The sequence below is a fragment of the Pseudomonas sp. S2_F03 genome (assembly GCF_054668335.1).
On the sequence record NZ_CP162759.1, the window covers coordinates 1,060,249 to 1,072,126 of the forward strand.

At 56.5% G+C, this 11,878-nt stretch carries 10 protein-coding genes and 4 pseudogenes; 7 read left to right on the top strand and 7 right to left on the bottom strand.

What is annotated here, in order from left to right:
* Nucleotides 1-51: 51 nt before the first annotated feature.
* The gene (locus AB4N76_RS05065; protein WP_046032376.1) at nt 52-987 is read right to left on the bottom strand and encodes a chemotaxis protein CheV; all 936 of its coding nucleotides are present in this window, start codon (nt 985-987) and stop codon (nt 52-54) included.
* Between the two features lie 462 nt (nt 988-1,449).
* On the opposite strand from AB4N76_RS05065, the gene AB4N76_RS05070 reads away from it, so the two are divergent.
* The 3 genes from AB4N76_RS05070 to AB4N76_RS05080 all read left to right on the top strand — a co-directional run bounded on the left by AB4N76_RS05070 (nt 1,450) and on the right by AB4N76_RS05080 (nt 3,876).
* The gene (locus AB4N76_RS05070; RefSeq protein WP_046032377.1) at nt 1,450-1,920 is read left to right on the top strand and encodes a hypothetical protein; all 471 of its coding nucleotides are present in this window, start codon (nt 1,450-1,452) and stop codon (nt 1,918-1,920) included.
* Nucleotides 1,921-2,326: 406 nt separating this feature from the next.
* A complete protein-coding gene (locus AB4N76_RS05075) occupies nt 2,327-3,220 on the top strand; it encodes a sensor histidine kinase (protein WP_046032378.1) in 894 nt (297 codons plus the stop codon).
* On the top strand, nt 3,217-3,876 hold the full coding sequence (locus AB4N76_RS05080; RefSeq protein ID WP_046032379.1) for a response regulator transcription factor: 660 nt from the start codon (nt 3,217-3,219) through the stop codon (nt 3,874-3,876). Before AB4N76_RS05075 ends, AB4N76_RS05080 begins: the two co-directional genes overlap by 4 nt.
* On the opposite strand, the pseudogene yegS reads toward AB4N76_RS05080, so the two are convergent.
* A pseudogene (gene yegS / locus AB4N76_RS05085) lies at nt 3,860-4,777 on the bottom strand (lipid kinase YegS). The gene AB4N76_RS05080 and the pseudogene yegS overlap by 17 nt on opposite strands.
* A 322-nt stretch (nt 4,778-5,099) precedes the next feature.
* On the opposite strand from yegS, the gene AB4N76_RS05090 reads away from it, so the two are divergent.
* Nucleotides 5,100-5,408 carry a hypothetical protein gene (locus AB4N76_RS05090; protein ID WP_046032381.1) on the top strand — a complete coding sequence of 103 codons (309 nt, stop codon included), beginning with the start codon at nt 5,100-5,102 and terminating at the stop codon, nt 5,406-5,408.
* Nucleotides 5,409-5,472: 64 nt separating this feature from the next.
* Here AB4N76_RS05090 and AB4N76_RS05095 read toward each other — a convergent pair whose 3' ends face one another.
* Nucleotides 5,473-6,699, bottom strand: coding sequence for a molybdopterin molybdotransferase MoeA (locus AB4N76_RS05095; protein ID WP_460164235.1), 1,227 nt, complete (start codon nt 6,697-6,699; stop codon nt 5,473-5,475).
* Nucleotides 6,683-7,222 carry a molybdenum cofactor biosynthesis protein B gene (gene moaB, locus AB4N76_RS05100; RefSeq protein ID WP_077431667.1) on the bottom strand — a complete coding sequence of 180 codons (540 nt, stop codon included), beginning with the start codon at nt 7,220-7,222 and terminating at the stop codon, nt 6,683-6,685. The genes AB4N76_RS05095 and moaB overlap by 17 nt, the downstream gene beginning before the upstream one ends.
* Nucleotides 7,223-7,368: 146 nt before the next feature.
* On the opposite strand from moaB, the pseudogene AB4N76_RS05105 reads away from it, so the two are divergent.
* Both AB4N76_RS05105 and AB4N76_RS05110 read left to right on the top strand, forming a co-directional pair.
* Nucleotides 7,369-7,911: pseudogene (locus tag AB4N76_RS05105) on the top strand (NTP transferase domain-containing protein).
* Between the two features lie 72 nt (nt 7,912-7,983).
* Nucleotides 7,984-8,205, top strand: a complete 222-nt coding sequence (locus tag AB4N76_RS05110) for a YgdI/YgdR family lipoprotein (protein ID WP_046032385.1) — start codon at nt 7,984-7,986, stop codon at nt 8,203-8,205.
* A 65-nt stretch (nt 8,206-8,270) separates the two neighbouring features.
* On the opposite strand, the pseudogene AB4N76_RS05115 reads toward AB4N76_RS05110, so the two are convergent.
* The 3 genes and pseudogenes from AB4N76_RS05115 to AB4N76_RS05125 form a co-directional block, all read right to left on the bottom strand.
* Nucleotides 8,271-9,162: pseudogene (locus AB4N76_RS05115) on the bottom strand (pseudouridine synthase).
* Between the two features lie 85 nt (nt 9,163-9,247).
* Nucleotides 9,248-9,550, bottom strand: a pseudogene (locus AB4N76_RS05120) (transcriptional regulator); the annotation flags it as partial.
* Nucleotides 9,551-9,720: 170 nt separating this feature from the next.
* A complete protein-coding gene (locus AB4N76_RS05125; protein ID WP_007973483.1) occupies nt 9,721-9,957 on the bottom strand; it encodes a glutaredoxin family protein in 237 nt (78 codons plus the stop codon).
* Between the two features lie 207 nt (nt 9,958-10,164).
* On the opposite strand from AB4N76_RS05125, the gene AB4N76_RS05130 reads away from it, so the two are divergent.
* Nucleotides 10,165-11,877, top strand: coding sequence for a cation:proton antiporter (locus tag AB4N76_RS05130; protein ID WP_046032389.1), 1,713 nt, complete (start codon nt 10,165-10,167; stop codon nt 11,875-11,877).
* The last annotated feature ends 1 nt before the right edge of the window (nt 11,878 follow it).

Here is an 11,878-nt window from a genome sequence, read left to right on the forward strand (position 1 = left end):
CTTGATCGCCGAATCAAAGGCTGACGTAACCGCCAGCCTGTCGCTCCGGAATCAGGCTGGCACTTCGTCGAGCATCAGGCGCTGGCGCACCACGTCGACGAGTTTGTCCGGCTGAAATTTGGAGAGGAAGTTGTCACAACCGACTTTCTTGACCATCGAGTCGTTGAAGCTGCCCGACAGCGAGGTGTGCAGGACGACATAAAGGCCGCGTAGACGTGGGTCATTGCGAATTTCTGTGGTCAGGCGATAGCCGTCCATTTCCGGCATCTCTGCGTCGGTGAACACCATCAGCAATTTGTCGGTCATCGATACGCCCGTATCAGCCCAGGCCTTGAGCATGTTCAGTGCCTTCAGACCGTCGCTGGCAATGTGCATCTTCACGCCCAACTGACCCAGGGTGTCGCGCAATTGCGACAGGGCGACGTTGGAGTCGTCGACCAGCAGCACTTCCCGACCACGGGCGCGTTCCAGCACCGGGTCTTCGAGTTTTTCGCGAGAGACTTTGGCGTTGTACGGCACGATTTCGGCCAGGACTTTTTCGACGTCGATGATTTCGACCAACTGGTCGTCAACCTTGCTGATCGCCGTCAAATAATGCTGGCGACCGGCACTGGTCGGCGGCGGCAGGATGGCTTCCCAGTTCATGTTGACGATGCGGTCCACGCCCCCGACCAGAAACGCCTGCACCGACCGGTTGTATTCAGTGACGATGATCGTGCTGGTCGGGCTCGGCACCAGCGGACGCATGCCGATGGCCTGGGACAGATCAATCACCGGCAAAGTCTGGCCACGCAGGTTGACCACGCCACAAACAAAAGGATGGCGTTGCGGCATCAGGGTCAGTTTCGGCAGTTGCAGCACCTCCTGCACTTTAAAAACGTTGATCGCAAATAATTGCCGGCCGGCCAGGCGAAACATGAGAATTTCCAGGCGATTCTCACCCACCAGTTGCGTGCGTTGGTCTACCGTGTCGAGAATGCCGGCCATTAATGACTCCTGGGCTTGTTCTGATTAATTCACTAAAAGGGTTTATCGGCTGTTATTGCCAGATCTTGACCTTGAGACAAAATGCCACGATCGAGCATTGATGTCACATTAACATCATGCTTTACTGCATCCGCACTCAATCAGCTTTACTCCCTGCGGCGCGACCACGGTTTGCACGTTAGGTTCCCCTCACGTAAGGGATTCCCCTAGTAACAATCAGGCCCAACCTGATATTCGCAATATCCAATAGCCATTAATGTGACGCCATTCTCATTGCATGAACGGAGTCAGGCTTTTGTGTGCGATCGCAGGTAAGTGGCCACCCACCCGCTCGAGTTCCCCAGCCTTAGCCCAGGCCTGCCGGAGCGCGATCTCATGCCGGCATGGCAGCGCCGGGACGCAAGACGTCCTCGTCGACATACGCGACATCCCCTCATTTGACATGACGTTGTGGAGATAAGCATGCCGAACAAATCGAAGCAGTGGGCTCAGCGTCTACCCGAGTTTCTTGTTGAGGCGGAAACCCTCCTGGCCAAATCGGAGGAGTGCCTGAACCACTTGCAACTGATCAGTAATGACCAGGACGCAATCGATTGCATGCTCAGCAGCCTGCTCAAACTGGCGAGCCGGGCCGACGCCCTCGCACTGCAAGCCGTGTCGGAGTTTTCCCTGCATATCCACGGTTTGCTCAACCTGAGCCACAACCACATTGACCTGCACGAGCAGGCACTGGGTGCACTGAAGGACTGCTTCACGCTGATGGCCTGGCAGCTCGAACTCATTGACCAGACCACCGGCCAACTCAGCCTTGATGACAGTGAACAGACGTCCCTGATCGAAGCCTTTGCGGTCCAGATCGGACAAAGTCATTTTCAGTTACCGGTTAATTCCAAACCCTTTACGCTCGTTACCTATTCGGAACGACAGGCTTAAATTAGTCAGACAACTTTGCAGTGCGCATTCTTATTACCCTGATGCAGCTCCCTATATGAGCGCTCGTGTCGCAATTGAATACTTCGTACCTGCAAACGACAGTCATTAATCGCCCCCTCCGTAAAACTTTTTCTATTGTGGAACTATCGTCCAGCCTTCTTGCTTCCTGACTCTGTGGACATATATACCAAACGCGACCAACGGTATCTTAGGTGGTATTATGCCGACCATTAGTTGACGCCAATTAATGGCAAAGTGACGCCAGATGAGAGCAGGCCGATAAAGGTTGAATTTCCACCACTGGACCGCGCTCTGTTCAAGACGACCACTACAGTTTTTCAGACAGAGACCCGTCAGCCACTATGGCCGGTCTGCCCGCAGCGAACATTCATTGGCTCCATCCGCTATGTACGCCAGCCTCAAGTCACTCACCCAATGGCCACCTTCCCAAAATAACGCGCGACGGTTCACGCTGTTGCTGTGCGTTTGCTCGACCCTTGGCACCCTGCTGGTCTTCGGTTTGTCCGCCCCCCTTCCATTGAGCTTGCTGCTGCTCAATATCGCGGCATTGACCAGCGTCTGGGTGCAGCATCGCCTCTCGAGCACGTCCATAAAATTTCAGCCGCAAGAGCTGGCGGACCGCCTGTTGGAAGTACAGGAAAACGAACGCCATCGGCTGAGCAGAGAATTGCACGACGATATTGGCCAATTGCTGACCGCTGCAAAACTTCAAAGTGAATGGCTCAAGCGCCGGATGCCAGAAGACATGCAGGGCCAGTGTTCAGTGCTTTGCGACACACTGGAAGAAACCCTGACCAAGGTTCGTGACGTCTCGGCCATTCTCAATCCCAGGCAGTTGACGAGTCTCGGGCTGGAAGCCAGCCTTCGTGCGCATCTGCTCAAGACCCTGGCCAATACATCAATGCACTGGAGCCTGGAATGCCATCAACGCTTGACCGGCATACCAGAGGAAATGGCGGTGGCAGCGTTTCGAATTACCCAGGAAGCAGTGACCAATATCCAGCGTCACGCTGAAGCAAAAAATCTGCTGGTTCGCCTGCAACGCATGCCCCAAGGCCTGTCATTATTGATCAGCGACGACGGCCAGGGTTTCGCACCGGCCGCTGATCCTGGTCGAGAGGGCCAGCGTGGGATGGCCGGGATGCGGGAGCGGATCGATCAGTTGGGCGGAACGTTGGCCGTGACCAGCGAGCCGGGTAAAGGTACTCAAATCGAAGCACTCCTCCCCTGGGCGCCCCGCGCGCTCGAACGGGCCAGTACGAATAAGGTTATGCATTGACTTGTAACTTACTTCTGGTGGATGACCACTCGCTTATCAGGGCCGGCGTGCGCGCTCTGGTGCTGGATATTCCCGGCTATGCAGTTATTGGCGAGGCCAACGACGGCGCACAGTTGCTCGAAATGGTCGAGAAACTGTCCCCTGACATTGTTCTGCTGGATATTTCCATGAAGGAGACCAGCGGCCTTGAAGCCTTGCAGCGACTCAAACAAGTGCGCCCTCAAAGCAAAGTACTGATTCTGTCGATGCACACTGATCCTGCACTGATCATGCAAGCCCTGGAGTCCGGCGCTCATGGCTATTTGCTCAAAGACACCACGGCCACCGAGCTGGAACATGCCCTGGATGCCTTGCGCAACAACGAACGCTACCTGAGCCCTGCCATCGCCCACACGGTTATCAACCAGGCGCTGATCCGCAACCAGAAGCAGCAACCGGAAGTACCCGACTCACACAACCTGACGGCACGGCAACTGGAAATCCTGCGACTGATTGTTCGCGGAAAATCCACCCGGGAAATCGCCAACGGCTTGGGCCTTAGTATCAAGACCGTTGAAACCCACCGCTCGCAGATCATGAAACGCCTGCAGATCTACGACGTGGCTGGCCTGGTCCTGTTCGCGGTACGCGAGCAAATCATCAGCCTGGACGATTAGCTACCGCGATGCTCGCAATAGCGGTGAATTCTCCGGCAAATGCACGCGCAATGCCGCTGGACGCGCAGAAAAACGCAAGCTGTCGCCTTCCAGAGGCTCGCCATCAAGGTTGATGTGCAGTCCTTCCGAAACCTTGATCTCGACCCAGGGCAATCGAGCGCGCACAAACATGTTGTCGATGCCAAAACCATCGGCCAGCAGGTTTTTCAAGGTCCCGATCACTTCCTGTGGCGCCGGCAAAATGCTGATGTCCAGCAAACCATCGTCCGCCAGCGCTTCCGGGCATAGCACATGCCCACCCCCCGCTTGCCGACCATTGCCGATGCCGAGTGCCAACAGTTCGCCGCTCCAATGAAAACCTGGCCCCTGCAAATCGCCATAAGCGGCATGCAACTCACTGAAGCGTGAGAGACCGGTAAACAGGTAGGCTGCGCCGCCGAGAACTTTTTTCAACTCTTCCGATGTATTGGCCGTGACCTGACTGCCGAAACCGCCGGTGGCCATATTCAGAAAGATTTGCCCCCCCACCCTCCCCCAAATCGATAGCGTGCGGCGCAACATCCAGAAGTTCCAGTGCCAGTACCGGCACAAGCGGCACACCGGCGGCGCAAGCAAAATCGTTGGCGGTGCCCAACGGCATCAAGACCAGACTGGCCTGATTCGGGTGCATCGACATGGCCTCGGCGATATCGCGCAAAGTGCCATCGCCGCCACCGGCAATCAGTTGCTTATAGCCTGCGCTCAACGCCTCTTCCACCATCCGCTGTGCGTCGCCCGCCTCCCAGGTCAATCGGACGGCCAGATCCCAGCCCTGTTCGCGCTTGCCTTCGACGGCCGCACGAACTGCCTCATTGAGTGCCTGCTTGCCATGCAGAATCAACAGCGCCTTGCGCTCACCCATTGTTGTCACTCCTGATTGGGATTCATTCTGGAGATGTTGACCTCACAGAGCCCTGGAAAGGTCGCAACGTATTGAGTTTTTTCGACGCGCACAGGTTTGTGTTCCTACAGGGCGGGATATTTTCTTACGACATGTGAGGAATCGGCTCAATTGACCAACCTGGACGATTGGTACACTTTGGTGTCGGCGAATATCAGCCATCAACAGCAATCACACAGGGATGTGCAAGCAATGAGTAGACACCCTTCAAGGGCCTTAAAAGACACAATCAATTCGAGTTTCGGCGACCCGAAGGGCATTGATGCAAGGAGCGTTTTTCTCCATGCAAGCTCATGACATCACGTTACCGATGAGCCCGGTGATGCCGTTCTCGGAAAGCCGCGCCAATCATCAGACTGAATTCAACAAAAACGCAAAACCCGCTGGAGCAGTTGATATGGAACCTCGCGTCATTGAGCTGGAGACCCATCTGAAATACATCCGAAGAGACATGGATGAAGTGCGCAGTGACGTCAAATCCATCAAGCACAGGCTTGCCTACTCGGCTGGCGGCGCAGCAGTAGTTCTCGGGTTGTTGGGTTGGGTCGCCAATAGCCGCTTTGACCAGGTCGTGACACTTCTGGTCCGTTAAGCGTTGGACATGCACGCAAGTCCCGGCAGTTTCACCGGGCTTGCGGCAAGAGCGTGCTTTGAGGTCAGTTCAGGATTTCGCTCAGCGGAATGAACACGACATATTCACCCGAGATCAACGTCCGCCCTTCCAACACCTCAACCAAACCATCGGCCCAGGCAGCACTACGAAGTACGCCAGAGCTCTGATTCTTGTAAATGATTGCCCGGCCGTTCTCCAGGCGCCCACGCAAGTATTCTCGGCGATTGCCAGCTTTAGGCCAGTCGAACCCTGCGGGCACCTGAAACTTCAATGGCTCGACCTCTTTTACACCTTGGCGGCGCATCAGATAGGGTTTTGCCAACAAAGCAAAAGTGATCAGTGTCGACGCCGGATTGCCGGGCAACCCGATCACAGGTACACCCCGGAAATGCCCGAATGTCAGCGGCTTGCCAGGTTTGATGGCGAGTTTCCAAAGAGACAGTTCGCCCGCTTCGCGCAGCGCCATGCCCAGGAAATCCGCTTCACCTACAGATACCCCTCCCGTAGAGAGGATCAAATCGACATCGTTCAACTCGCCCAAACGGGCACGGGTGATCGCCAGATCATCAGGAAGAATGCCGGCATCGATGACTTCACAGCCCAGCCGCTGCAACCAACTGCACAGCAACACCCGATTGCTGTTGTAGATCTGTCCCGGGCCCAGGGTCTGACCCGGTTCAACCAATTCATCTCCGGTGGAGAGAACCGCAACACGAACCTTGCGAACCACGTCCAGTTCAGCACAACCCAGCGATGCCGCCAGCCCCTGTTCGATAGCCCCAAGTCGCGTGCCGGCCGGCAAAATCAGTTCGCCGACCGTCGTTTCCTGACCTTGTGGCCGGATGTTTTGACCGGGGCTCATCGGTTCGATGAAGCGGATCCGTTCATCTGCCAGAACCTCGACATTCTCCTGCATTTCGACACAGTCGGCGCCTGCTGGCACGGGCGCACCGGTGAAGATTCGGGCACAAGTACCCGACTTCACCGGTTCAGGCGCCTGACCGGCATATACCTTCTGGCTGACCACCAACGGTTCTCCCGTCCAGTCAGCAACTCGCAAGGCGTAACCGTCCATGGCACTGTTCGGCCAAGGCGGCAGATCGAGCGTCGAGACCAGGTCATCGGCGAGCACACGCCCCTGAACCTGTGCCACCGGCAAACGTTCACGGTCGTGGATGGGCGAGGCGTCCGCCATTTCCAGCAGACGCGCCAGCGCCACCTCGACAGGCATCAGGCTACCGCTTTTACCTGGCTTACCCGCGGGATTCACAGGGTGCCGCCTGCTTCAAGTGGGCCACGAAATTGCAGGGACGATGACGAGAATCCAGCTGTTCGGCGAGAATGCCATCCCAGCCGGTGCGAACGGCATTGGTAGAACCTGGCAAGCAGCAGACCAGCGTCCCGTTGGCCAAACCGGCCAGAGCCCGGGACTGCACGGTCGAGGTGCCGATATCGGCAACGGAAATCTGCCGGAACAGTTCACCAAAACCATCCACTTGCTTATCCAACAGGCAACTCACCGCCTCTGGCGTGCTGTCGCGCCCCGTAAACCCGGTACCGCCAGTGATCAGCACCACCTGAACCACTTCATCGGCAATCCAATTGGCGACTTGCGCACGAATTTTGTAGAGATCATCTTTAAGCAACACTCGAGCGGCCAGGTTGTGGCCGGCTGCGCTCAAGCCGTCGACAAAAACCTGGCCTGACGTATCGGTTTCCAGAGTTCGAGTATCGCTGACCGTCAGCACCGCGATGTTAAGCGGTGCGAACGGTACATCAGCCTTGGCTTTCATAGGCTCGTCCAGTTGTAGGAAAAACAGCTCGGTGTTATATCACAGCGCTTCAATTTTTCAGCGTCCCATGGAGACCTGCCATGACCTCGAATTCACCATTGCCACCCTGCTCCATTCTGCTCCTGGCAGGTGGTCGCGGCCAACGCATGGGCGGTCAGGACAAAGGTTTGCTGAAATGGCATGGCGAGCCGCTGATTGCGCACCTACATCGAAAAAACCCGTGGCCTGAGCGATGACTTGATCATCTCGTGCAACAGGAACCTGGACATGTACGCGCCGTATGCCGATCAGTTGGTCCATGACGACGAAGGTGATTTCCTGGACCGTTGGCCGGGATTCGCGCGGGTCTCAAAGCTGCGCGCCACGCTCATCTGCTGGTGTTGCCGTGCGACGTACCTCGCATTAGCGCCGCCCTGCTTCAGAGCATGCGCGAAACTGCCAACCAGCATCCGGACAAACCGCTGATGCTGCGCCAGGGCGAACACTGGGAGCCGCTGCTGTGTATCATCCCGGTCGCGCTTTGCGCGGCGTTCGACTCCGCATGGAATGACGGTGAACGCAGTCCGGGGCGCATTATGCGCAAGCTGGGGGCCAGCGCTCTGCAATGCGCCGAAAACGACCCTCGCCTGGCCAACCTGAATACCCCGGAACTGTTAAGCGCGCATAGCCCCGAGTCAGAACGACTCTAGCCAAGGAACTTGCGTGCGCTGTATACGTCTCAAGCTCAGTAATCAAAAGAATTCATATTTGGAGACACTCTCATGACTCAACGGATCCTCGCCACTTTCATGCTCGCCGCGGGCATCGCGACCCTCGCCGGCTGCGCATCGCCATCAGTGATTACCCTGAATGACGGTCGCGAAATCCAGGCCGTCGACTCGCCACGGTACGATGAAGAATCAGGCTTCTACGAATTCGAACAGCTGGACGGCAAGCAAACCCGCATCAACAAGGATCAGGTTCGCACCGTTAAAGAGTTGTAATCTTTGCCGCTCCGACCGGATACAAAAAGCCCGCTTAATGCGGGCATTTTCGTGGGCGGTATTTTTCACCACTGCAACGTGATAGTGCTTTCAAAGACTCTTTCCTGGCCGGTGACCGGGTCCAGAAACCGCAAGCCCTGTGCGAGCAATTTCAGCGGATTGGCATAGTCATCTTCAATGTCATTGAGCACCTGCGGATAAAACGGGTCGTTGCAGATACTTGCACCCAGCGCAGTCATGTGTACCCGCAATTGATGTTTCTTGCCCGTCACCGGGTAAAGCGCATATCGCCACAGGTCTCCGTTCTTTTCCCGAACCTCGACTGCTGTCTCGGTGTTGCAGATGCCTGGACCTTCCTGCATGCGAAAAAACGGTTCGCCATCGATGAGACGACTTTTATGAACCAATGGGAAAGACAGCTCAGGCAAGGCACGGGCGATTGCTTCGTAGCGTTTCTCGATTTGTCGTGTTGGAAATAACGACTGATACGCTGAACGGCTCTGAGGGTTAGCCGAAAACAGCACCAGCCCCGCCGTATGCCGGTCAATGCGATGCAACGGCACCAGATGAGGGTTATCCAGTCGACGAATCAGCCTCGCGCAGCAGCGTCTGCTCCACGTATTCGCCAGCCGGCGTCACTGGCAGAAAGTGCGGCTTGTCTGCGACGACCAAGTGCTCGTCGGCATAGAGAATCGTCTCGACTACCGGGATCGGCTTCTCGTCCGGCACCTCACGAAAATAATGAATCCGCAGGCCTTCCTTGTAGGGTAGATCAACCGTGATCGGCATTCCGTGCCCGTCCAGCACCCGACCACGCGCCACTCTGTCCAGCCATTGGTCACGGCCGATAGCGCTGAAGTGTTCGCACAGGCAATCGATGACGGTCTGCCACGAACCAGGCGGCAGATAGAGTGTGCTGGCCTGGTTGTGTACCGCAGAAAAAGTTGAAGTGGACATACGAACGTTCTGACCCTCGATACAGGCCGGCATTATCCAACAGCAGCCGAGTCGAACCTAGCAGAGAATCCTCATGCTGGAATTTGTGCCGCGCCGCCGCTTCGGTGAACTCCTTGAGCCAGCGCAATACATCGACGGCTTCCCAGCGAGCAGGATCGTAAAGCGCGTACAACAACCCCTGATAGCCCACGACATCCAGCTGCCGGTGGTAACCCGCACGCTGGAACAACGCCTCGATTTCGGCAAAACAGGTATTGAAATGCACTTTATTGAAGGGCGTTTTGCCTTCCGTCACCAGACCGTCCAGACGCAATTCGAGGACGGCCTCGCGCACAACATCGACCGACATCCGGTTCACGCTGTTTTTCAGTTGTTCGACATTGACCACGATTTATCCCTCTCATACCCCGAACCGCCTGCCCATCCCCGAAAACCCGGGATGGAATGGCAGCATTACGAATAGCTGTATGCGCATACAGTATCCGAAGAGTATCGATTAAGCCAAGGGGATCAATCGCAAAGTTCGACGGGCGGGACCGCCGACCACACAAAAAACGCTTAACGCAAGAACGCCACTACCTCATCGGCACTGAATGGCCACCCCAATTCAGCGCCGGTATCGACTCGTCGCAACACCGGAATGCGCAGGCTGTAGGCGGCGAACCAGGTTTCGTCGTCAGCAATATCGACCAGCTCGACCAACAGGCCACGTTCGACAAACTCCATCAGCATGGCTTCGGCGACTTCACAGAGGTGGCACCCAAGAGTGCCGAACAGCTGACATTCAGGAAGCATGAGCGCTCAACCGAAAAAATTAAGTGTCTATTCTAGGCCTGCCCTGAAAAGCCGTCGAGCCATTGAATCTTCTGCTCAGGAGGATGAATCGCAAGGGCGGGCGGTATAACCCTGATGCAAATCAGTCGCCGCTCGTGCCATTTAAGCAATGCTCACGTTTTTTTGCTTCTACGCTTGAGTAGCCAGTGTCTATCAGCGGAGTTATTCGTGTTTGCCAATCTCTTGATAATCCTCGTTTCCTCTCTGGTGGTCATCGCGCTGTTCCAGCGCCTGCGATTGCCACCGGTTCTGGGCTATCTGTGCGTTGGGTTGATGATTGGTCCGACCGCCTTCGACTGGGTGAATGAAAGCGAAGGGTTGCCATACCTTGCCGAGCTCGGTGTGGTGTTCCTGCTGTTCTCGCTCGGTCTCGAGTTTTCCTTGACGAAAATGATCGCATTACGCCGTGTGGTGTTTGGTCTTGGCAGTTTGCAAGTGCTGGTCAGCGGACTCTTGCTGGGTGTTTTGTTGATAATGTTCGGGATGCCGACCACACCTGCTTTATTACTGGGCGCGGGACTGTCGCTGTCGTCCACCGCCATTGTCAGCAAGGAGTTGAGCAGCCTCGGCGAAATTTTCAGCAGTCATGGCCAGAATGCCATCGCGGTACTGCTGTTCCAGGACGTTGTGGCCGTCTTGCTGCTGACCCTGGTGCCTGTGTTCGCCGGCAGCAGCGATCAAGCCTGGTACTGGGCGCTGCCCCTGACACTGGTAAAAACCGTGGTGTTGTTTGGTGGTCTGATGCTGGTCAGTCGCTGGCTGCTGCCACGGTTGTTCCACGAAGTCGCTGCTGCCCGTTCTCCCGAACTGTTCGTACTGCTGGCGCTGGTCATTGTTCTGCTGACCGCCTGGCTGACTCACTTGCTGGGCCTTTCCCCGGCCTTGGGCGCGTTTCTCGCTGGCATGCTGTTAGGTGAAAGTCATTACCGACACCAGGTCGAGGCGGATATCCGTCCGTTTCGCGACATTCTGCTCGGGGTGTTCTTCGTCAGCATTGGCATGCTCATCGACTTGAATTTGTTTGCCAGTCACGCCCCGCTGATCCTCGCTATGACACTGGGGTTACTGCTGATCAAGGGCACCGTGGTGGCGCTGTTGGTCAAATGGCGTGGCAGCGATGGCGAAACCGCCTGGCGCAGCGGCATGGCACTGGCCCAGGGGGGTGAGTTCTGCTTTGCACTGATGGCGCAAATGCAACAAAACGATCTGATTCCCGCACAACTTAGCGGCCTGCTGCTGGCCGCCACCTTCTGTTCGATGCTGGTCACGCCATTGATGCTACGTGCGGCCCCGACTATTGCCAAGCGCCTGCACCGCAAGTCCAACAGGGAAGCAAAACTTGAAGAAATCAGCGCCTTGAACGCAGAGCTGGACAAGCATGTCGTCATTTGTGGTTACGGTCGCGTTGGTCAGTCCATCGGTCGCTGCCTGCGCCAACAGCAACAACCTTACATTGCGCTGGACCACGATTCGGTACGGATCGAAGAAGCGGCCGTCAGTGAAAGCTGCGTACATTACGGAGACTCCCGACGCGGCGAACTGCTGGAGGCCGTCGGGTTGGCGCGCGCCAAACTGCTGGTGATCGCCGTGGACCAGGCTGAAATCGCGCTGGAGATCCTCAAGGAGGCACGCCGGCTCAATTCAAGTGTGCCGATTCTGGTCCGCACCCGGGACGACAGTCAGCTGGCCGAATTGAAAGAGGCCGGCGCCAACGAAGTCGTGCCCGAATTGCTGGAGTCCAGCCTGATGCTCGCCTCCCATGCGCTGATCATGCTGGGGCTACCCGCCCATCAGGTACAGGAACGAGTCGATCAGATACGGCACGATCGCTACCGGATGCTCCACGGTTTCTATCCCGGGGCTGTAGATGAAGAGAACTGAT